The sequence below is a fragment of the Lutibacter citreus genome (genome assembly GCF_003260195.1).
Classification (GTDB): domain Bacteria; phylum Bacteroidota; class Bacteroidia; order Flavobacteriales; family Flavobacteriaceae; genus Lutibacter; species Lutibacter citreus.
Genome location: NZ_QEIH01000007.1, coordinates 20,839 through 44,348 on the forward strand (window position 1 = coordinate 20,839; position 23,510 = coordinate 44,348).

Below are 23,510 nucleotides of genomic sequence, written 5' to 3' on the forward strand. Positions count from 1 at the left end.
AGTACGTAGGATAAAATTAGATATTCAATAATATTTTTGAATATGAACTAATTCTATCCTACGAATTTAATTGGGGTTATTAATAATTTGCGTGCACTGTTACTTCAACTGTTTTTGCAATATTTGTTGAAGGTTTTCCTTTTTTAAATGCTACTTCATAATCTGCAAGAGTAACATTCAATTTAGACATTAATGATATTTTTCCGCTTTTTACACTAATTGTAGCTTTTTCGTTAATAGCATTTGTAACACCATTAATAGTTAAATTTCCAGTAACATTAACGGGATAAGAACCATCTTTTGTGAAATTTACTTTTGAAATATCTGTAATTTTACCTACTAGTTTTGCTTTTGGATTTGCTTTGGTATCTAAAAACTTTTTACTGTTAAAATGCTCTTGCATTAATGCTTTTTCAAATTCAAAACTTTGCATTGGAACTGAAAATACAAGATCTCCAGTACTTGTTTCAATAGTACCCACCGCCTTGTAATTATTAGCTTCAATGTCTTCCGCAGGTGTTGTTGAATAGAATTTAAAATGTGTTGTTGAACTTACTAATTTTTGAGCCGAAGCTGTTATTGAAGTTAATGAAATTACCACTACTGTAAGTATTGAAAGGATTGTTGTTTTTTTCATTTTAAAAATTTTTAATTTATTGTTATTTACTTTATTTATTTGACACTATGTCACTTTTTTCTATAATTACGTTTTCGTACATTTCTAAATCTTCATCAAAAGAAGCACCTGAGCGAATAACACCTTTAATGGTAATTTTGTCTCCAATTTTAATATTTTGTGTATTAGCATTTGTTTCAGGAGTAAACGTGCAACTTACGCCGGCTTTGTCTCCCTCAGCTTTTAAAAGAATAACTTTTTGATTATTAAAATCTTCCGAAATTTCGGAAGCAATCCCAGTTATTTCCAACACTTTTGATTCTCCATTCTCAGCTAAATATTTATCGTTTGCCATTTGGGAATCGGTTAAATATTCGTTTATAATTTCACTAGCATTATAACTAAAATCGGTTTTGGTATTTTGAACATCCCTTGCCGGTTTGTTGAACATATAATATCCCACACTTCCTCCAATTAATATTCCCACTCCTATAAGTATGAGTGCAATTTTTAAGATTTTCTTTTTTGTTGTCATCTTTCAGTTTGTTTATTTTGTGTTAACTGAATGAATAGACTTTAGTAGTTTTATTTCCTGACAAAAAATAAATATTTTTTTATTTACTGTATTTAATCGCCTTGTTTTTAAGGTGTTATGTTGATGTTTTTTTATTTAATTTGAAGTGTCTTTTACTATTGGAAAGTTATTTTCTTTCCATTCTTTAATTCCATATTGTAAATTATAAACTTTTGTATAGCCATTTTTAATTAATATTTCAGCAGTTTTTTTACTTCTGTAACCGGTTTTACAATACACATAAATCGGTTTATTTTTTGGTAACAAAAGCAAATTATCTTTAAAACTAAAGGAATAGTAATTTAATTGATCGGCTTCTTTTAAATGGCCATTTTTAAATTCGTATAGTGTGCGAACATCTAATAGTATACCATCTTTTTTGGTAATTAATTTTTTAAATTCGGTTGAATTAACATTTTTAATTGTTGCTTGTTGTGCGCTTGGAAAAAATACCGTAGTTAGTGCAGCTATTGTAAGAAATAGGTTTCTCATAAATTATAAATAAATTATTGAAAATTAGGTATAAGATTCAATTCTGCACAAGCAACAAAAACAGAATAACTTTAAACTATTTTTACTTTTCTAATTGTTTTAAAATCTGTTCCTTTCTTTCAGAAGAAAGTTTTAATTTTTCTTTAGTTGGCTGATGAATTTCAGCAATGCTATTTTCAATAATTTCACTTTGCTTTTCGTAGGCTGAACATTGGCTGCAAACAGCAGTATGCATTTTTAATTGAATTTTTTCAATAATTGATAATTTAATAACCAGTCTTTTTTCAATTAATTCGGTAGCTTTTTTACAAGAAAGCATTAATATGTTCATCATTTTTTTCATTTGCTTACCCAATTTAGTTCTATACATTTTTTTAATAACAATTTAGCTCTATGACTTATTTGCCAATAATTAGACTTAGAGATTTCTAGTTCCTGACATATGTCTGCACTTTTCTTATCTAAAATATATTTAGATTGAATAATAAATTGCCAATTTTCTGGTAGGTCTTTAATACAAGCTAAAAGTATACTATTAAACTCAGGATTGTCTAACCAATGTTGTTCGTTGGTGTCAATTTCTTTTTTCCATTTGTCATGTTCATCAAAAAAATTATTGGTTGTTTTTATTTGTTGTGAGTAATCGTCTGAGGAAATAACAAATTGTTTCGATTTTTTTCGGTAATAATCAATAATTTTATTGTTTAAAATTGTAAATAACCAGGTTTTTGGTTGACTTTTACCTTTGAAAGAATCTATATTATGATAGGCTGAAACAAAAGTATCTTGTACTAAATCTTCAGCAGTTTCTTTAGAAGATGTTTTATAATATGCCCAAGAAAAAAGTTCGTCACTAAATTGGGCAACCCAATTTTCAAACATAACTTTTGTAGTTACTTTAGTTTCTTCCATTAATTTAATTAATTAAATTTTTGTGATGATAAATATATTATTTTTTTAATATAACTGATTTGTTTATCTTAAATTGATAGTTATTTTAACTTTTAAAAAAGTAAAAAAAAATATTTCGGTAATTTTTAAAGTTTTAAAACGACTTATGTGTTAATTTATAATTATTAACATTTACTAACGATCCAATGACTTTAATTTTACACTTTATTTTAGGATTCATCACTTCTTTTTTAGGTACTCTAACTCCCAGTATGTTAAATATGAAAACCGCCAAAATTAGTTTGGATAAAAGTAAATTTGAAGCCATTAAATTTGCTGCAGGTGTTTCAGTTATTGTATTAGGGCAAGTTTATATAGCTATTTTATTTACTAAATTTTTAAGAAACAATCCTGCTTTTGTACAATCGCTTCAACAAATTGCAGTTGTTATTTTTGCGCTATTGTCCTTTTATTTTTATCGTCAATCCAAAAAAGATAAAGCCCCAACAGAAACGGTTAAAGAAAAAACTGGCAACAGTTTTATGGTTGGTTTACTACTTTCCGTATTAAATATGTTTTCTATCCCTTTTTATTGTGGAGTTACAACTGCTTTAGATGTTGCAGGATGGTTGCAGTTTACACAACAAAACATATTCATTTTTGTTATAGGCTCTGCACTTGGCACTTTTGCATTGTTATATATGTATGCCCATTATGCAAGGCTAATACAAAGTAAATCAAAAGGTTTGGCAAAAAACTTAAATTTGGTATTAAGTGTTTTAACGGGTATACTAGCTTTTATTACACTTGTTAAAATTTTGAGCTTGTAAGTAATGGTATTTATTTCGACCTACTAAAAATGAAAAAATCAACAGACAAACTATTATTTATTTCTGGAATTCTTGGACTTATTGGCGCTATTGGAGTGGGAATTGGTGAGTTTTTATTGCACTATTCTCCTGGAGGGATTGGTTACGACGGAAGTAATTTCGAATTTTTTAATCAAATTCCTTTAAGCAGATTAACGTTAGGGCATTTTGTGGCGGTTTCATTTGTTCCGTTTTATATTGCCGGTTATTATCATTTATATTTGGTTTTCAAAGAAAAAAATCCAAAAATAGCTACAGCAATTTTTGTTTTGGGAGTTATCGCTTTTATGATTGGTGGTATGTGGATTTCCTCAAGAGCACAATTGGGTTATTTGGTGCATAAAATAGCTGAATTTCCAAATGATACCGCTTTGCAATCGTTAATAGAAGTTTATAAAAATCACGCTGAAATTTTAGTGAAATCGTTAAGAGTTTGGGTTGCAGCAATTTCCATATTATTTGTAATTCCAATTTTAAAAGGCAATACCTTATATCCAAAATGGATGGCAATATTTAACCCTATTGTTATTTTACTTTCAGTATTGGTTATCTACAAAATAATGCCTTCCTTAGGGTTTATTATTGGTCCAATTGCGATGAATGTGGTACATTTTATAGTATTTGGATTGTCATTGATACTTATAAAAATTAACTCAAAAAAAATATAAAATAAAATGCATCGCATTTTAAAACCCCTTAAAAATAAAATAACATTATGAGAAAAAGATTAAAATGGATTTTACCGTTAATAGTAATACTACTTATTGGAGCTTTATTAACCTATTTTTGGAAAGACACTATCAACCCTTATGTTGCAAGTCCGCTATCTATTAAAGGTTGTGATTTAACCGTTCCCGATTCCATAATACCAAAATTTAGTGAAGCAAGTATAGATTTTACGCACCAATTTAATGATGAAACTAGTTTGCCAGTTTTAGGTTCTTGCCTTATTGATATAGATAATGATGGTATTGATGAACTTTTTATTGGAGGTGGAAGTGAACAGGAAGATGGTTTATTTCAATATAGTGATAAAGCCTTCAAAAATATTTCTAAAGATGTAAAATTACCTTCAAAAATAGGAAATACATTAGGTGCTGTTTCCTACGATTTTAATCAGGATGGATTTACAGATATTATAGTTACTAGAGACAGTGGTGTTTTTGTTTTATTGAACAATAATGGTACTTTTTCTTCAGAAGAAATAAATGTGCATTTGAATGAAAAAACAACACCAATTTCTGTGACGTTAGGAGACTTTAACCAAGATGGATTTATAGATCTATTTGTGGCAGGGTACATTAAAAAGGAATTAATGGAAGGGCAAACCATTTTTAACGATAAAAAATACGGTGGTTCTAGCGTATTGTTGTTGAATAATGGCGACAATACTTTTACTGATATTACGAAATCTGCAGGATTAGAGTACATTCACAATACATTTCAAGGTATTTTTGTAGATGTAAATAATGATAGTAAACTAGATTTAGTGGTAGCGTATGACACTGGTGAACCTCGAATATATATTAACCAAGACGGAACATCTTTTAAACTGAAGAGTAACCCTTTAACTGGAAAATTTGCCTATCCAATGGGGATTGCAGTGGGAGATTATAACAACAATAATACTCCTGATTTCTTTTTTTCAAACACAGGAACTTCCGTACCAAAAGCTTTAGCAAAAGGAGATTTAAAAGAAGATCAAGAACTTTTTACAGACTGGATTTTATTTAGTAATGATGGAAATGGTGCTTTTACAAATACATCAAGAAACACAAACATCGCAAAATTTGAATTTTCTTGGGGAGCTATTTTTGAAGACTTTAATTTAGATGGAAAACAAGATTTGGTGGTTGCAGAAAATTATATTGCATTTCCTCCTCAAGCACTTTTTAAATTACCATGTCGTTTTTTAGTACAATTAGATAATGGAACTTTTGCTGCAACAGAAGAGCAGGCTAATGTGGTTAATAAAAATTATGCAATTACACCTTTAAGCAGTGATTTTAACAATGATGGTTATCCAGATTTGGTTTACGCAAATTTAAACGGAAATGCTAAAGTGTATATAAACAATGGAGGGAAAGCAAATTTTGTAAAAGTTAGAATGCAGGATAAAGCTGAATTAATTGGTGCTGTTGTAACTGTCACCACAGAAAATGGTTCACAAACAAACTACAATGTTATTGGCGAAGGATTGTGCAGCGACCAGTCTAATACACTAATTTTTGGTTTGGGCAACGCTCAAAATATCTCGGCGATCACCATAAAAGATTCAAAAGGAAATTCGCAAGTATTGGAAAATGTTGCTATAAACACTACTGTTAGTGTTGGAAAACAGTAATGTATCTTTAATAATGAAGAAAATTATTAATTATAGCATTTATCTCGTTTTTATTTTTGGTATTCTAGGTGCCGGAAACTTGGCCTATACGGAATTTTTACATGAAGGAACCTGCCCTAAATTAGGTGTAATACCAGCTTGTTATATTATTTTCGGTTGTTTGTTAATTCCTTTTGTTGCCCATATTTTTAATAAAGGAAAAGTGATTTATTTTTTGTTCACCTTAGTTGCTTTGGCTATTGCAACTTATGCAACTATGGGTCAGTTATTAGGAAATATACAATGCCCAAAAATGGAAAACGGTTTTCCAATGTGCTATATTTCCTTTGGAATTTTCTTTAGTTTGGTGACTTTAAAAATACTTCAAGGCAGGAAAATATAATAATTTTAGCTTTAAAATACCAAATCTAACAGGTTTTAAAACCTGTAAGCAAACATAAAAAAGAGATCTTTTACTAAAGACGAAATGAGAGCCGCAATGAAACGACGAGGCGAATTTATGCATCGAGACGGCAACGCAAAATTAATGACGGCAGCCGAATTGATAAAGTTAGGTAATGAACAGAAATAAATGGCTAAGGTGTTACGGCTAATTACCTGCACGGATGTTTGTACTTTGTTCAGCTGTTTGTTTTGGAAACGAATTTCAATTGTTGCTATTATGATGAGATTTTGAACACATTTCGACTCCGCTCAATGACCGTTGATAGTGACGAAAGTTAGCGCAAAGGCTAAAAGTAAGTACCACCTTTTCGGTGGTTCTTACTGTGCGGTAATTGGAAGCTTTATGCAATGAAGTGCTAACGGAATGGAATAGTGCTGGAGATGTGGGAAAATAATTCGTGTTGAACAACCGAGTATTTCTAGCTTGTTGAATTATTATAAATTTTGAAATAATTCTAATTTTAGATTTCGTTAGCTAAGAACTTCGTTCTATGAAGTTTTAAATACACTTCCATTTTGAGGTTATGAAAATTTAATGTCATATTTTCATTAATATTCAATTTATGTAAATCTGTTTCATTCATTCGTTTTGATAACATTATTTTCCCTGAATTATCAAATGATATTAAAAACTTATCAAATAATTTATGAATTGTAGGTGTTAGTATAATGCCGTTATTCAAATCGTAATATTCATTATTATCGCATTCACAAAAGGGTTTTATATGACAAGCCTCTAACAACTCTTTTTTTGAAATATTTGTTAAGCCACATTTATTCTCCCATTTCCCCATCAAGTTATCTCTATATTTAGTTTGAGATGTTCTAATCTTTACGATTGCTTCTTTATAAGCTATTGGATTTTGATGGTTCGCTAGAATAATGGAATCTAACTCGTTATTAAAATTAATTGCTTCTAAGTTATCTGAATATTTTAACTTTTTTGAAACTGAAGATTTTAAATGCTCAATAAATAAAAGCTGAATTAAATCATCAATATCTTTTAAAGAATTTAAATTAATGGTGATTTCGTTAGCTGAATTGGTTTTAATTTGATTTTTAAAACGAAGCTGTAACTTTTCTGTTAAAAATTCATTAGGTTTTTTTCTAATGTAAAAAAGAAGATTTTCATTATTAGTTATGAAGGCAAATAAGTTTACTACATTTTTTGAAAGCTTAAATCTAGCCCTAATTAATTCAGATTGTAATATAAAATTTGTACTCGTTTTTCCTTTTACTCCCTCTTTTGGATAAGATGTTAACAGGGTAAAATCTTTTGAATTAATTAAATTACTGACAAAATATTCTTGAAATTTATGTCCTTTGGTTGTGTTATTCATTTTAAACTTAATTGGATATTTAAATTAATATTATCAAAGTAGCCTAAACATATTTTATGATTTCTCTATTTCATCCTTATATGTTTCCATAAACCATTCTAAGGTTTTACCCTCTTTTCCATGTTCCCTTGTTAAAAATTTTTCTCTAATTGTTTTTTCAATTCCTTTTTCTTTTCTTTCAATTCTTTGGATTTCTGATTTTTCAAATTCGATGTTAGCTTTAAATCCCTCCCAAATTGTACTCTCAACTCGTTCTTGCTCTATTCTAATGTCTCTAATGCTCCATTCAGCTGCTTCGATTTGGGAATTAACAGATGTTCGTATTTTTTCTTCAATGTTATCGTTCTTAATTCTAATTTCTTCGATTCCTCTTTCAATCATTTCTGTTTCTGGGCTAAATTGATCCCAAATTTCTTCTCCCATTCTGCTTTCATCAAGTCCAGCTCTTCCTTCGAATTTTTCTGTTTCTCTTTTAATATTGCAGATAAGAGTTTCCTCTCTGCTAATTTGGTATTGTATTGATTCTCTAATTCGCTGGTCGGAATTATATTCTTCGGTAGCTTGCTGAAGTTCTTGATTTTTATCGTTATATCTTTTTTCCAAATCTCTGTATTTGATTTTAATTTGTCCGTGAGACTCTCTATTTCTATCAAGTGCTTCTTTTCTATATTGTTCTTCCAAATCTCCCAATCTTTTTTGAGCTGATTCTGTATTCCCCTTAACTCTTGATATTTCAGAGTTAAAGAGACGTTCAGTTCGTCTGTAAGATTCTGAACGTAAGCACTTGTTAATGTTGCGTACAAGATTGTTAATTTTTGCTGCTCTGCAGGAGTAAGATTCTTCAAAAAGTTTTCTTTGGATTTCATCAATTGGTGGTACTCCTTCTGTATTTCCTTTGGGAATTGATATGTATTCGGTGTTTGCTTCGAGTTCATTATAAATCCATTTAAATTTTCTTGATGATTTTAATGCTTTTTCTATTTCTACTTCGGGTACTTTCGGAATAATTATTTGAACCGTATTTATACCTAAACGACTTAATTTTACTTTTTTTTCTTCTGATAATTTATGTGTAACCACAAATTCGATAAACAATATTGCTTCATTTTTTTCATCAAAAAAAGTCACATCTGGTCTAACCAATAAATACCTATCTTCTATTTTTGGATTTTTACCATGTAGAATATTTCCCTGTTCATCTTCATAAAAAGTAAGTTCTGAAACAACTTTATGAGCTTTTATAGTTTCTCTGTCTTTTAAAAACATTTCTAAGCCCTCTTCTTTTAATGGAGGATACTTATAAATAGGAGGAACATTGATAAACTTAATACGGTTTAAAATAAAAGCCGCTAAACGTTCTCTGTAATTTCTACTAGCAACAACGCACTCAGTTTTTTCTTTATCAATATTTTTAGCGTGATGTCTAAAGTAAGATTGGTATTTAGGATTTTTAAATTTTACTGCCTGCATCTCCTTATCACACCCCATACAATAGTACCCATTTGCACCGCTATTAGCATTGTTAATATGTATAGGCTCACCTTTTATATCCTTAGCCCAATCATTTTGATAATCACTTTTATTTTGTTCTTTTTCTTCATATGCCATAGCGTAGCAATTTTGGATTTTATTTCATTACAATTTTCTCAAATATATCTTTCCCAATATCCAAATTGAGTTGGTTGTTTTCATCTAAAACATTTATAAAACCAACTTTACATTGGTTTGTTCTATCATATTCAATTTCAACATCTTTTTCGTATTCTTTTAACTCTCTACCTTTATGATAATTTCCAAAGCCTTCTATTATTGATTTTGAGCTAGGATATAATAGCATACTTTTTTTTGCATCCCAATACATATTGTAAGCAAACATTTGTTTTAAGTCGTTATCACTGGGTTTGTTGGCTTCAATAATTTTCCATTTAGTATCAATAATATAGGTTTCTGAAATATCACTGTTTTTATGTGTTATTACGATATCTGGTCGAATTGTTCTGTTCTCCCAAAACTTTTGATTGTCTTGGGGAGATACGTTAAAAACCTCTGATTTACTTCGTATTAACATTCTATATATATATTCTTCCCACAATTTATTCATATCAAATAACAGTGTTAACATATTCTCTTGACCCGAAATTATGTCTGGTGAATAGTTCAAAATTAACATTTTAGCTATTTGTAAAGCCTTACTATAAGGCACTATTTTACGATTATCTTTTATCTGTTCAAAATGATGTTTTTGAATTGAGATTTCCTTAATTTCAGGAAAATTTAAATTAACCCTATTAATACGATCACTTAGTATAGAATTATTTGTTAAGGATTTTAATATTGTTAATCCTCTCAATAAAATTTGATTGACAATATTCTCATAATCATAAATTTGATGACTTGTGTAAAACCGTTCTTGATGAATTAAATTTTGTTGAATATTTTTATTGAAATCTAATCGACCCTTTAACGCTAAGATATTAGATGAATATTTACGGTATTTTTTAATTAACCCAACACGTAATAACTGCTCAACCTCATCTAAATACATTTCGAAATACAACTCTAATATTGAATTGTGTTTCTTTTTTAAATTAGCTTCAGACATTGAGGTTATATTTATATGTTTACATATTCGCAACATATTTATTAACGCTTTATGCCAAGTGTTATAGTCTTCTTTGATTGATTTATTTTTATCTGTTTTTGGTAATATCTCAATGGTAAGCCCTCCTATTTGAATAACACCCACAAAATTTTTGAATTTTACACCATCACGAATTCCTGTAAAATAACAATTGTCATTTTTATCATTGAATTCGTATAGTTTTTCCAGTTCTTTTTTTGTTAACTGACGATCTAACTCATCTTTGTGAATGGTGAGTTTTTCAAATTCAAATACTTGTATTACTCTAGACATTTAAAACTAGTTTATTTCATAAATACTTTCAAAATTCCAATTTTCTTGAGGCGTAATTTCAAACACATTTCTTTCTAATAAGTCATTTACAATTGAAGGATCGTATTCATCAAATTTTGCGAATTTCATTTCTGATTTATTATTTTTAGTAATAAATGAATTCCCTAATATTAACCCAATTTTACCTAAATCACCGAAGAAATATTCTTCTAATAATGGAATAATTTCGTTTTCAAATACATTTATTAAATCTTCTTTTGTTTCAATAGCTAAAAAGTATGAATGCCCAATTTTATGATCCTTATCAATTAACTTTTCAATTCGATTGTTAATGGTTTCTAAAATCTCTACCACATCAATTGTTCCTATTTTACCATTTTGTAATTTACTATCATTTAAAATTAATGACGCTTTTGGAGGCATTTCTTTAAAAGAAAAACGTCTTCTAAGCGCTGTATCTAAAGCTTCAATACTTCTATCTGCAGTATTCATTGTTCCAATAATAAATACGTTTTGAGGTACTTTAAATTCCTTTTTCGAATAAGGAAGAATTACACTTAACTCTTCATCACCGCCAGCTCTTTTATCTTTTTCAATTAAAGTGATTAACTCACCGAATATAGATGATACATTCCCACGATTTATTTCATCAATAACTATGACATAATTTTTGGGGTTCTTTGGTAATCTAAGGGTATCTATCTTTTTTTCTTTTACAAAAAACTCTTTTTTAATTTCAGTTTTCAGTAGTTTATAAATGGTTTGTTGAGATAAGTTTTTATGATAAATATCTTTTGAAGCAATTTCTTTATCATTAAAAATCCACTCCACTTTTCTAAAATGATTGAAAGTAGGATTATTTGGGAATGGTGATTCATCTCTGTATTCATAATCCCCAATAACTCTCCCAATAGCTCTTACATAATTATTACCGTGAGAAATGACTACAAAATTTCCATTTTTTAAATAGTTTTTAAAAAGGTTCATTGCCTGAATAGGAAAGGCTTCCAGATTATTATCTTTTCCAAAGGTTTTTAAATCTTTTTCATCTAAACCTGAAAAATCTAAATTATTTCCAAAACCTATGGAAATGCAATTATTTTGAGCACAATAGTCAAAAATATCCTGATCGTCATCCTGTTGTGAATTTCCTAAGGACATTTTGTAAAAATTGGATTGATTGAATTCTTCTTCAGAGATAGAAATTAAAGTATCTGAATTTACATCAACAGCCTTTAAGCTATCACTAGCCATCCTGCATATTTTTTTAAATACACCTTCTTGTATTTCATATTTTAAATATTCATCACCTTCTTTTGGTTCTGTTGGTTTTATACCTTCTACAAAATCCTCATAACTAAATGATTGATGAAAGGTTGTAAACGCAATTTGCCCATTTCCTTCGTTATCCGAATTTAGCAACAGTAATTTGAAGCGTTCTTTTAATTTATCTCTATTGTTTTTATTTAATTCATAAAAATCAGGATCTGCAATTTTAATAGCTTCATTTATGGTATGATATGTTTTACCTGTTCCAGGAGGGCCAAATAATATTTTGTTTAAAACTAAATTAGATTCTTTTTCCATAGTATTTGTATTCTTCTTAAAATTTAATATTGCTTCAAATTCTTCTTGAGTAGCCCTAAAATTGGTGCCCTGATTTCCAGCCTTAAAATTGGTGAATTCGGGCATATTTTTTAAGTCTTTCCATAAAATAGGACTATCAGCGAAATAATTTGTGATTTTTAACTTTACCCGTTCTGAACTTTTAGAATTTTGCGGTAATTTATAATACAATAATTCAAAATCCTCCTCTTCAAATTTATCAACTTTAGAAGTTACTTCAGCTAAAGCATAACAACCTGCATCTTCACCAGTTTGCCATATAATAACTTTATCATCTATTTTAATATTGGATTTATGCGCTGTAATTTTCCAACTTTTTAAATGACCTGCTTTTAATGCATTGGTAATATTATAAATTGTTGGATTTCCCTGAAAGATCCAATAATTTGTTTTATCTCTTGTGTTATTCCATTTCCAAGCATCATAAGAAATTTCATAAAAAGGCTTTGAGGTTATTTGACGAATACTTTCTAGTATTTCTTGATATTCTGAGTAAGTATTGAAATTTGGATCAATACCAAAAATTTCTTTCAAATAAGGTTTTGTTGGTCCGTTTATTGGAAAAAAAGCATCAGGATATACATCAAACATTCCTTCAGATAGTTTTGTTTTACCCGTACTATTAATTGTTAAGATGTCTGAGAATTCTTCCTCAGAAATAGTATTATTTAATGTTTTTCTGAAAAAGGCCCAAAGTCTTGCAATTTCATTGTTGTTTCTAAATTCTTTAAAAGGAAACAAACAAACTTTTAACGGTTGAACAGATGGAATACCAGTATCGTCTGTTGGTATAGTTAAGTGTAGTTTTTTAGCAATATTTTGTAAAATACTAAGTCTTCGATCAGGGCCATATTTATAAATAAAAAAGAAAAATGTAAAAGGATCCATTTCTTTTAACTCTATTTCTTTGCCATTTTCTTCACCATCTTTAAAGCCTGACACACTTGCAGATTTTAACAAATCTATTAATTCAAGTTGGTTATTTTCTTTTGTTAAAAGATATTGCGCTAATTCCTTATGTGTTTGAACCCACGTAAAGAGATTACTGCTTTTTGAATTATTTTTAGTATTAAACTTTTCTTCTAGAAATTTTACGTAATTATTTTTACCAACAACTGCTTTTGGAATTCCATTACTATGAAACTGATCATATTCTATAAATTTAGGTTTTTTTAAGCGTTCTTTCTTTTTTAAGCTAAATAGAATTTGATTAATCAAACTAGAATAATTGGTTTCATTCACATTGAAAAAATCTAGTTCTGGAAAAAACTCTTGAATTTCATTGAGACGTTCAATTACTGATTGTGTTGAACCTCCTAAATATTGATTGTAGGAGTCAGGAGCGTTTTTTAATAACCAAGATGAAAATTCTAGTTTTGTATTTATCTTAGTTTCAATTTTTGTTTTTTCCTCAACTATAAAGCCATTGTCTCTTAATACTTGAAAGCATTCTGTATCGTCACCTCCTTTAAAGTAACGTTCAACTTTTCTACCGGAAGCGTAAAAATTAGCATAAGCCATTACGGCTTTTGGAGGATACTTTTTTCCTTTAAACAAAAGATCATATGATGTTGAGGGACCAAACCCCTTTGGCAACCCTTTTTCTTCAAAGTCTCTGATTCCAAATAGTATGTGCTCGGGTTTAACTTTATCAAATAGCATTTTTTTAATGTTTTAGCAGTTGTTACGGATTAACTTAATTTAGCTAACACTTCTTTTTGTTTAGGTTTAATTATAAGTGCATTACGTCTTAAATCTAAGACTAAGTTAGGTTTGTTTTTTATCCAATTCAAACTTGGCGACTGCCCTTCAGGTGCATGACAGAAAGTTTTAAAAGCATTACAAGCTGTACTTCTTTTTTTATTAAAATAGGTGCTTACCACATTTGCATATAACTCACTTAATGAGTCAGCGTCAACATTTTGAAACTCTAGACCTAATTCACCTTCAATAATTTTTGTTGTTTTACATATACATTTGCATAGCGTCCATTTATTTAAATCTTTACTTTTAATGTATAAATCTTCATCTAAAACAGCATTGAATAGAAATTCACTTTGAATGTCTTCATTACTAGGTTTCCCTAATCCAATTCTGTAATAAAGCACATCGCCAGCAGTCCCTATTTTTTCAAGTTTGAAATTTTTATGTCTTTTTTGTAAAGACGCTATTTTTTTGTCTGAAGAGAGCGGAATAGCTTTTACTTGTTTATTTTCTTCTATTATAAAGCTATCGTCATCACCTTGAATATAATAGGTGTTAAAAGGCGCTAGGTTTATTACTTTTCCTGTTTTTTTATCAATTAGTAATCCGTTTTTAAATGTTATTTCAAAATTTTTCATAGTTGGGGTTATATTTATATTTTATAAATTGTTTGATCTTTGGCTCTTAAGTAATTTCTACCATCTGGTTTTTTACATACACGAACATTTTCTGTTTTAAATTTAGTGCCAATAGAATATGCCTTGCGTTCAGCTGCACTACATTCAATAACTATTTTTGTAGGCACCCCTTAAGAGGTCTAATTCTAATTCTGCCAGTTCCAATGTCTTTAAAACTTTCACATTCTACGTTTTCAAAGTAATTTCCAATTGTTAGCATAGCTTTTTTATGAATTATTGAATTTGAAATACAGTTCTATCAGCTTTAAGCCTTCTGTTAATTGAAGAGAATGGTATCAATTCTAATTTCTCTAAGCTAGAAATTAAATCTTCTATTCTTATAATTTTTGGATTATCTGAATTAATTTCGGAAACAAAATACAACCTATAATTCTTTCTGTTTTCTAAGTAGAATTTCCACTCATTTTTAGTAAGATAGAACTCCTTAGAACTTGTAGATGTTCCTTTACATTCTATAAAAAAATATTCCCCTTTAACTTTTACCCTGATGTCAAATGGAGAGCCTTGTTCCTCTTTTTCATTGAGCCATAATACTTCCTCGCAATTGTCTTTTTGAAAATGCTTGTACAGGAAATTTTCACATTTTCGCCCTATTTTTTTGTTGTGCTCTTCATCTTCATCAAATTCAAATTCGTTTGTTAAGTCACCTGAATTTTTGGAAGTTCTTAAATATTTCAATTCATTAACAATATTGTCTAGTTGATTAGAAATTAATTGTAATGATTTACTGTTTTCTGCAACCTTTTCTGAAAGTTTAATACTTTTAGGCTCTTCAACTTTTTCATTATTTTCAATATTAACTTTAATTGGTTTCTCTTCTTCTACATTCTCCTGTAGTTCAGTAATTCCAGAAAGTGCAGTACTAGTTAATGTTGTTTTGAAATCGAATAAAAGACTCTCAAATTTACTTTCATCATAGTTCATAATATCTAAATTGACATAGAATCCACCTGTTGAGCTTGCTAGATTTTTTGATTTTTTAATTGCTACTTCATCCTGGTCTATCCCAATAAAATAAATTTTACATTCAATTTTTTTATTCTTAATTACATTTAATATTTCAATATCAAATTGAGTTCTATCATTTGCATCTCCATCGCTTAATACAATTATATTAAGTGATTTAGAAACCGATTTATTAATTAGAATTGCCAAAGCCCAAAAAAGAGGTGTTCCTCCTATATCCGGGTTTATAATTTGATTGATTGAACTATTTATTAAATCTTTATCAAACTCCCCTGAATATATTGGTTTAATATTTGGGTAATCTTTATAGCTATTATTCACAACAATTCTTTCCCCATTTTTGTCTAAGTTAAATTCATTTCTGAAGGTAGAGATCTTAAAAGTATTTGCAAAACTTAATTTAGGAACTATGCTGTTTCCTAATATTTTTTTTACTAAATCTGTTCGTGTGCTTCCATCTGGGAGTAGGTATTTATTTTCGTATTCTTTTGAGCCCTTCATATAGCCCATACTACCTGAGGCATCAATTAGTATTTCAAAATGTGTTTCCATAGCTAATTTGATTTTTCAAAACATTTTATTCTATTTTCTTCACTGAAATTATCACCCCATTCAAAAAGCTCATCTTTATCAGATCTATCCGGACCATAAATAAACTCACAGAAATGATCCCTTGGATGTTCAAAAGCGTTATGAATTCTATTATCATCTAATGGAATATTATGCAACATTCTATAATAAGTGAAGAACCTATGTTTTTTACCTTTCTTATCCCAATTCTTCCCGAAACCGCATTGATAATTATAATAAAGTAGCAATTGTTCTTGATTTGAAAGTTGTGCTCTTAAAATTTTTAAATACTGTCTAGCATCTTTATATTCTATAACTTCATTATTTTGACTTTCCACTGTATATTTTACAATTTCATATAGGTGCCTGTAATAGTGTGCCAAACGTGATTCGTGACCAGAAAAAGGTACATGTCTAGTTCTAATTTCAAAAAGTTCGCTATAAATTGTCATTGTTCGTTTCTCACTTTCAGAGTTTCTAAACCTTCCTTTAAGTCCTTTTAGTCTTTCAACCAATTTTATAAGAATTTTCTCTTTAGATTTAATAGGTTTAACGTGCTCTGAATTACTACCGAAAAAAAAGATTTGATATGCTAAAGTATTTAGATCCTCCTTTTTTTTACAAATATCAATTTTGTGGATTTTATATACAATATCTAGTATTTTATGAAATTCTTCAACCATTGAAAGAAAAACTCTTCTACCATTAATTTTTGATTTCCCATTTATACCTGTTTTTGGATTGTATTCAAATCGATCTATTTGTAAGGCTTCAACATTTCTAACATGAAGATCAAGCATTTTAAAGAAATGACTTTCAAATTGTTGTTTTTTAAATTGCCCTTGAATTTTTTTATTCGCTTCATATTGCACCATAAATGCAGCAAAAGTTAAAAGAGCAGCACCTATAGCAACGAATGGTCCAATTAGTCCGCCAAAAGCAGCACCTAATTTATTTCCAGACTCAAAATTTACTTCAGGAAATATATTTTCTTTTAGAAGAAAGTATGGAGCCAAAAGGGCTCCTAAAACAAAGGCTAGTCCTACAATAATAATTAGTTTAAGCCAAAATTTATTCCATTTCATATTTTTTATTTTAATAAAAATTTATTACTCTTTTTATAAGTTCATTCTTTATTCCAGATGGAAGAATACTGTGACCAATTAAGCTGTGTATAATTATTTTTTATAAAAGCTTGAACTAATTTTTTACCAATATTCATACTCATTTGACGCTTCTCATTTAAATCAAGTTCCAAAACATTGATTGATTCAATAAAATTTCTAAAATTATCCCAGCCTTCGGCAATAAATAATTTATATAACTCCTTATTATCAGGATTTGCCATTAATTCATCATATGTTCTCTCTTTTGAAAAAACTTGCGCAAAGAAATAATTAGGTTGCCATCCATCAAATTCAAAATCAGTTTCAACCATCGGAATAGTTGACATAAAATCAAAATAATCTGAAGATAAATAAGTTCTAAATCTTTGTTCTATATCTAGCCTTAATAATTTATTTGCTTCTTTTGATTGTATAATTGTTTTATCCGAAACTATTTTTTCCGTATGTAAATGGTAAGCTTTAAAAACAACTATTGGATCTGATTTTTGCTCAATTGTATATTGAAGTTTACTTAAAAGTATTTCTTTTAACTGAACTGAACTATAAGGATTATTTTTATATGTAACTATTCCTGCACCATAATTCTGTTTACTTTTCTTTCTTTCAGCGTTAATATTTAATTCACTTAAAAGTTGCTCCAGATAATTAATATCAGGGTTTAAAATAAGTTTAATTATATCCTTTACTAGTTCATTTTTGTCTTCACTATAAAAATCTAAATAGCCTTGACTAATAATTTCAACTACTTTTTGATTATCACTGAAACCTTGATTAAACGAAATAATGTTTAATGATTTTAATGAATCTATAAATTGTTCTTTTGACGTTGTCTTATTATTATAAATAAATTGTTTAATTTCATTTAAAAGTTGAGGTTTTGACTGAGATTTTGAACTAACAAATTTTTTAGAAAAGGAAAAAACATCATTTTCTTCAAAGGCTTTTTGAAGTTCAGTAATTGTAATTGCTGCCCCTAGAATATTATTTCTTAAATAAATATTAGTATAATAAATTTTTGAAATTGAGTTTTGATTTAATTGATAGTACTCTTTAGGTTTTTCAGAAAACAACTTACATATAACAGCATTAATAATTTCAATGTTTTCGGTAGAATAGATACCATCCAAAAGGTTTATTAAATTATTCTTTGACTCATTATCGTAAAAGTAAATATCATTAGATATTGAACCTCCAAAAACTTGAATTTTATTATTCTCAACATCAAGTTGACCAGATTTTAAAATTTCATTAATCCGGTCAAAGACTAGGTTTGGTAATTCCCTATATTTAAAAGTTAGTAATTTTAATAAAATATATTCCTCAGCTATTACATTTTTCTCAATTTTAGTTAGCGTTGCATTAAATTTAAACTCATTCACAAAACGTTTCACATCCCTATAAGTTTTAAAAAAATCCTTATAACTTAGTTCATAATTTGAACAATTAAACTTATTTGAACCTAAAGCAACATCAATATTTATATCATCGATATTTAATTGTTTTTTTGTAAATAATTCTCTAAAACCACTATTGAAACCAACAAGAGCTTCCTCATTTTTATTAATAGAGAATGCAATGTCAATTTGCCTTAATAGTTCATCTTGTATTAATTGATAATCGAAAGGCAATAAATTTATTTCAACATTGAAAATTTTATCTAAATAATTATCTTTAGACTTCTCAATTGTTTTAACTACATATTCTCTATCATACCCTGCAATAAAAACAACATTATTAAAGTCTGATAATGTTCTAATTAATTTAAGTGAATTTAATATTTCATCCTTCTCTAATCGATCTAAATCATCTAAAAGTATTACAATTTGTTTATCAATTTTTTTGATACTATCATTTATACTTTTATGATATTTTTCTAATGTCTGATTTTCTGAAAGTACATCCATACCAACAGAAATAACTTTATTTAAATCACTGTTAGAAAGGCTCAAAATAGATTTTACATAATTATTAATGTCTTCAGAAATTTCAGCAGAATAAGGTTTTAAACTTTGTTTTAATTCATCAAAAAAGTTTTCTATAATTGCTGTTGACCCTTTATTTTTCCATATATGGTACCAAAAAACAATAGACTTTTTATTATTTTTTTTGTATATTTTTTCAAACCTTTCTAAGAAACTGCTTTTCCCATACCCCCAAACAGCATTTATACCAATACTAAAAGCAATTTCTGGTTTAAAACCAGTAACAACTTTAATTAATTTTTGAAGTATTGCTTCATTGTCTATTTCTTCATTTTTAAATACTTTATCTTCAATGAAAAAATTTGGATCAACACCTGTTAATTCAAAATTTAACCTTTGCTTTTTGTAATTCTCTTCTCTTTCAATTTCTTTTGTCCATCCTCTTATTAAATTTATTAAATGAGCTGCTGCCAACAAAAATATTAAGTCTAAAAAAATAAATGATCTCTTCTGCAATAAAACACCAGTGTGATTTGTAAAAACAAGTCTTATAAAGAAATAAGTTGTAACCGAATAAAATATTAAAAAAGAAAGACGTTTATTATGAATAAATGCTTTATCAATTAGATATAAATAGGCTAAAATTAGAATAATAAAGATTGAATAACCTCCTAATTTAAAAGAAGTTGAATCGTAATCCAAAACTCTTCCTAACAGTAATAATAAATTACTCAGTGGCGCAATAAATATTAATGAAAGTGATACTGAAATTATAAAAACAATAAAAACTTTTAAATTATCTTTTAAAAAATTCATAGCTAATTTTTTACTTCCTTTTATTCTATTGTAAATGCTTCATATTCCTCTTTACTCATACGTTCTGAAAATTCTGGCTCTATAATTAAAACTTCTTCATAGTTTAATTCATATAAAATGTAATATAAAACATCTATTTCATTCATTCTTTTTTTTATATCACAACTGTTAGTCAGATTAATAATTTGATTAGCCTTATTTTCAAATAAAGAATTAATTTTGTTATCAAAATTTTGAATAGGAATATCAGATATAGGAGTTATATACATTTCTAAAACTTCTCCTTTTCTCTTGCCTTTATTATATAACCAAAAATAAACAAGTCTTGAGTTTAAAAATGTAAGAAGAGATTTAATCGATTGATTAGATTTGTTTTTTCTTATAAATAAAACATCTCGACTACCATATACGGCTTTATCACTATAAGAGAATGTGTTTATTTTACTTCTATAAGGAAATATTATTTTATCACAATCTTCAAATACCTCCCTTGTTCGTGGTCTATTTAATGCAAACCAAGGAAATTCTTCTTCATAAGAGATTATTTGGTCATCAAGAATAGGTTTAAATTTCCTCATGTGCTTTTTTACATTTGGAAAATTATCAAGGTTATGACTTTTGGTTAAATAAATTAATTTGTTATCACTTAAATTAGAAGTGTAGTTTTTAATATCACTATTTTTAATAAATGGTTTAACAATTTCTTCTTCAAGACTATTACTTTCAATTTTGTTAACGACAAAAACACCATCTCCTTTAGAAATATTTAGATTTGGATAATCTTTAAGGTGTTTAGGAGATATTTTACCAATAGTTACTCCTATACCAGCATTTACTTTGAACACCTCTCCAAGCGGTTTCGATTTTTTCTTTAACTTTTTAAAAACCCCTTCTTTTGGAGAGTTAATGTCTTGGTTGTAAAGTCTAATATAGTTTTTTTTGGACTCAAACAATGAACCTGAATATGATTGGAAATTTATCATATTATTTGATTTCCCTTTAAGAAAATCTATTACGTTTGATAATCTAAAGCTGTTTTTAAAAGTAGAAACTTGAATTTTTGATTTAATCAATTGCTCTTTATCTTTTTTTAGAAAGGTGATTAAATTATGCTGCCCTAGCGCTGTTTCAAAAATACGAAGTTCATTAAAATTTAACATTTTTATTATTTGAGTTCTATCTCTTATATCAGTTCTTAATTTGATTGCTCCATCAGCAGTGATAAAATAATTTGTAGTAATAAAACTTAGAACTCCTTTTGATTTTAATATGTCCAAACTTTTATGAAAAAAATAATAGAATAAATCCATTTGACCTTTATAGAACCTTCTTCCCAATGACGAATATTGGATTGGTCTAAATATTGGTTTACTCCCTTTCTCTCCAAGATATGGTGGATTTCCAATTATAATATCAAACCCACCATTGTCGAACACTTCTTTAAAAAATAAATTCCATAGAAAGAAAGGACGTTCATTAGAATTTGACAATTTTCCTAAGGCAATTTCTTTATTGTTTAGCTCGTTTAATGTTTTACTTATTTTCGCTAATTCCTTTGCATCTTTACTTGTAGTACGTATTTTTTCTTTTTGTTGCCAAGTGCTTGCTCTTCCTTCTTTAAAATTTAAATCTTTTTTAAGTTTTTTACTTATGGCTTGTAACTCCTTTTTATGTTTTAGTAATGTGAATTTTATGTGATTTATTACTTGTTTATCAATTTTCCTATGAATTTCTTTCTTCTGATTTGGATCATTGGCATTGAAATATTGCTCCATTAATGCATTTACATCTTCATAATGTAGGGAAATTTGTACCTTTTTTTTAGCTTCACCAGTAAACATATCTATTTGAGTAGTTTCGTAAATACCTTCATAAGCCTCGGCATTAGAAATTTGGCTTAAATCAATACCTTCAAAACTTTCTAATAAGCTATTGCCCTGCATAATTTTGTAGTCTAAATTAGGCAAAGGCAAAGGTTCTGTTTCATCTACAATTAAGGCTAACCAAAAACGTAGGCGAGCAATATCTACGGCTCCACTTTCAATATCCACCCCATAAATACTGTGCTGTATAATATTCTTTTTTACTATATGTGGTTGCCATTCAGACTCGCTTATTTGCCAAATAGGTGCTACCGCATCAGGTTGTACAATGTGTAACTCTTCAATTATTTGGTAAATTTCATTTAGCATTCCCATAGGGAAAGCACCAGAACCGATAGCTGGGTCACAAATCTTCACTTCATATAAAGCCATTGCAATAAGTGTAACCGCATCAAAGTCTGAAATTTCTTGGGCTAATTTTTCACGTACCAATTTTTCAATAGCGGCTTGTTCCTCTTTTTGTGTTTCTTCTATATTTAAACTTGTTTTTAAATATTCTATCAAACTTTCCTGGCACATATACTGTACAATGGCTTTTGGTGTGTAAAAAGCACCTTTGTCCTTATTGTCTTCCAGTAAATTTTCAAATATATGCCCTAACATTTCAGGATCAATCCCAACCTCGTGGTCGTTTGGATCGTTTTCATCAATGGTGAAATTGTATTGTCCAAAAAACTCGAATAGGTCTGTGAAATACGTTTCTGGAAAATCTATTTTTTTAGAAATATTAGCATCTGTATCAAATAAACCACCGTTTAAATACGGGATTTTCGTATTGTTTAATTGCTTGAAAATACCATCAACTGTAAAAATATCATTCCCTCTTTTTTTATTTAATGCCTTAAAAAATAATTGGTATAAATAATGGCTATGAAAGGTTTCTTTGTTTTCAGCATCTTCAAAAAAATGTTGCATAAATTGCTTATCGCCATCTTGCCAATCTTTAAGTGAAGGATTACAACCCATCCAACCTTTTTTTTGTAAAAAATGAAGAAAAACAATACGGCCTAAGAGTTTTTTAGTAAAATCTCTAATTTTTAGTTCTTTCTTATCTTTATCAGAATGGTCAAATAATTGCGCATATTCTTTTTTAGCAGCAATATAAGTCCAAAACTTTTTAAATTGCTCTGTATATTTTTTGAAAAATTCTTTAGAAACTTGTTCTACAGAGAAAGCATTTTGAACGGATGAGATATCTACTTCTTCCTTTTTTTGACTTAATTGAAAAAAGCGTTCAGAAGGTGTTTTACAACTTTCGTTTTTACCCAATAAATAGGTAAATCGTTTTGTATCGGTTTTTTTGGTTACAAAATCACTTTCTTCTTCATCAAACTCGCTGCTTCTTGCTGAAAATGTAAAACGATAATCGTCATTCCCCTGCTCAAAAACAGATAGTATTCCGTGAATTTGTTCCTGATCAATATGATCTGATACAATTTTGTTTAAAGAAACTCTATTTTTCTTAAGGTTTATACCTTCATTTAACATTAGCTCAAAAAGTGCTAAATTTTTACCATCAGATAAACGCACATTTCCTAACTGACAAAAGCGTTTTATTCTTATATCGTTATGAGGTATATCTATTTGACTTGAAAATATTGATACATTAGGAAACACAAACTGTACTATTTCTTTCCAGTTTTCTTGTTTATAAGGTTGATTTAGTAATTTTTGTAATTCTTTTTGATCCATCGTATTTTTTAACTAGCAATTG

General features: G+C 28.4%; 19 protein-coding genes. 4 read left to right on the forward strand and 15 right to left on the reverse strand.

Annotated features, from left to right (window positions below; translation table 11 throughout):
- Positions 1-79: 79 nt before the first annotated feature.
- The 5 genes from DAD81_RS14985 to DAD81_RS15005 all read right to left on the reverse strand — a co-directional run bounded on the left by DAD81_RS14985 (position 80) and on the right by DAD81_RS15005 (position 2,594).
- Positions 80-637: a YceI family protein gene (locus DAD81_RS14985; protein WP_111709105.1), complete on the reverse strand. Its 558-nt coding sequence runs from the start codon at positions 635-637 to the stop codon at positions 80-82.
- A 31-nt stretch (positions 638-668) separates the two neighbouring features.
- Entirely contained in the window at positions 669-1,151 is a 483-nt protein-coding gene (locus DAD81_RS14990; protein WP_111709106.1) for an OB-fold protein, read from the reverse strand.
- Between the two features lie 135 nt (positions 1,152-1,286).
- Positions 1,287-1,682: a rhodanese-like domain-containing protein gene (locus tag DAD81_RS14995; RefSeq protein ID WP_111709107.1), complete on the reverse strand. Its 396-nt coding sequence runs from the start codon at positions 1,680-1,682 to the stop codon at positions 1,287-1,289.
- 82 nt (positions 1,683-1,764) lie between these two features.
- Positions 1,765-2,016 carry an anti-sigma factor family protein gene (locus DAD81_RS15000; protein ID WP_179950065.1) on the reverse strand — a complete coding sequence of 84 codons (252 nt, stop codon included), beginning with the start codon at positions 2,014-2,016 and terminating at the stop codon, positions 1,765-1,767.
- 5 nt (positions 2,017-2,021) lie between these two features.
- Positions 2,022-2,594: a sigma-70 family RNA polymerase sigma factor gene (locus tag DAD81_RS15005; protein ID WP_111709109.1), complete on the reverse strand. Its 573-nt coding sequence runs from the start codon at positions 2,592-2,594 to the stop codon at positions 2,022-2,024.
- A gap of 185 nt (positions 2,595-2,779) precedes the next feature.
- Here DAD81_RS15005 and DAD81_RS15010 point away from each other — a divergent pair, with 185 nt between their 5' ends.
- From DAD81_RS15010 to DAD81_RS15025, 4 genes are read left to right on the forward strand one after another with little or no spacing between them, the layout of a single operon-like run.
- Complete coding sequence (locus DAD81_RS15010) at positions 2,780-3,403, forward strand: LysE family transporter (protein WP_111709110.1); 624 nt, start codon at positions 2,780-2,782, stop codon at positions 3,401-3,403.
- A 29-nt stretch (positions 3,404-3,432) separates the two neighbouring features.
- On the forward strand, positions 3,433-4,110 hold the full coding sequence (locus tag DAD81_RS15015) for a DUF6796 family protein (RefSeq protein WP_111709111.1): 678 nt from the start codon (positions 3,433-3,435) through the stop codon (positions 4,108-4,110).
- A gap of 47 nt (positions 4,111-4,157) precedes the next feature.
- A complete protein-coding gene (locus DAD81_RS15020; protein WP_111709112.1) occupies positions 4,158-5,786 on the forward strand; it encodes a CRTAC1 family protein in 1,629 nt (542 codons plus the stop codon).
- Positions 5,787-5,799: 13 nt separating this feature from the next.
- Positions 5,800-6,168: a hypothetical protein gene (locus DAD81_RS15025; protein ID WP_157961155.1), complete on the forward strand. Its 369-nt coding sequence runs from the start codon at positions 5,800-5,802 to the stop codon at positions 6,166-6,168.
- 523 nt (positions 6,169-6,691) lie between these two features.
- Here the strand turns inward: DAD81_RS15025 and DAD81_RS15030 are convergent.
- The 10 genes from DAD81_RS15030 to DAD81_RS15070 form a co-directional block, all read right to left on the reverse strand.
- Positions 6,692-7,570: an HNH endonuclease gene (locus DAD81_RS15030; protein WP_111709114.1), complete on the reverse strand. Its 879-nt coding sequence runs from the start codon at positions 7,568-7,570 to the stop codon at positions 6,692-6,694.
- A gap of 54 nt (positions 7,571-7,624) precedes the next feature.
- Complete coding sequence (locus DAD81_RS15035) at positions 7,625-9,178, reverse strand: GumC domain-containing protein (RefSeq protein WP_111709115.1); 1,554 nt, start codon at positions 9,176-9,178, stop codon at positions 7,625-7,627.
- A gap of 19 nt (positions 9,179-9,197) precedes the next feature.
- Entirely contained in the window at positions 9,198-10,484 is a 1,287-nt protein-coding gene (locus tag DAD81_RS15040; RefSeq protein ID WP_111709116.1) for an McrC family protein, read from the reverse strand.
- A gap of 6 nt (positions 10,485-10,490) precedes the next feature.
- On the reverse strand, positions 10,491-13,772 hold the full coding sequence (locus tag DAD81_RS15045; protein ID WP_111709117.1) for an EVE domain-containing protein: 3,282 nt from the start codon (positions 13,770-13,772) through the stop codon (positions 10,491-10,493).
- 29 nt (positions 13,773-13,801) lie between these two features.
- A complete protein-coding gene (locus tag DAD81_RS15050) occupies positions 13,802-14,452 on the reverse strand; it encodes a hypothetical protein (protein WP_111709118.1) in 651 nt (216 codons plus the stop codon).
- A 14-nt stretch (positions 14,453-14,466) separates the two neighbouring features.
- Positions 14,467-14,619, reverse strand: a complete 153-nt coding sequence (locus DAD81_RS20745; RefSeq protein ID WP_157961156.1) for a hypothetical protein — start codon at positions 14,617-14,619, stop codon at positions 14,467-14,469.
- A 106-nt stretch (positions 14,620-14,725) separates the two neighbouring features.
- The gene (locus DAD81_RS15055) at positions 14,726-16,030 is read right to left on the reverse strand and encodes a protein NO VEIN domain-containing protein (RefSeq protein ID WP_111709119.1); all 1,305 of its coding nucleotides are present in this window, start codon (positions 16,028-16,030) and stop codon (positions 14,726-14,728) included.
- Positions 16,031-16,032: 2 nt separating this feature from the next.
- Positions 16,033-17,133 (reverse strand): putative phage abortive infection protein, encoded by a 1,101-nt coding sequence (locus DAD81_RS15060; RefSeq protein ID WP_111709120.1) that lies wholly within the window; start codon positions 17,131-17,133, stop codon positions 16,033-16,035.
- 41 nt (positions 17,134-17,174) lie between these two features.
- On the reverse strand, positions 17,175-19,913 hold the full coding sequence (locus DAD81_RS15065) for a KAP family P-loop NTPase fold protein (protein ID WP_111709121.1): 2,739 nt from the start codon (positions 19,911-19,913) through the stop codon (positions 17,175-17,177).
- Between the two features lie 20 nt (positions 19,914-19,933).
- Positions 19,934-23,488: an Eco57I restriction-modification methylase domain-containing protein gene (locus DAD81_RS15070; RefSeq protein ID WP_111709122.1), complete on the reverse strand. Its 3,555-nt coding sequence runs from the start codon at positions 23,486-23,488 to the stop codon at positions 19,934-19,936.
- Positions 23,489-23,510 lie beyond the last annotated feature (22 nt).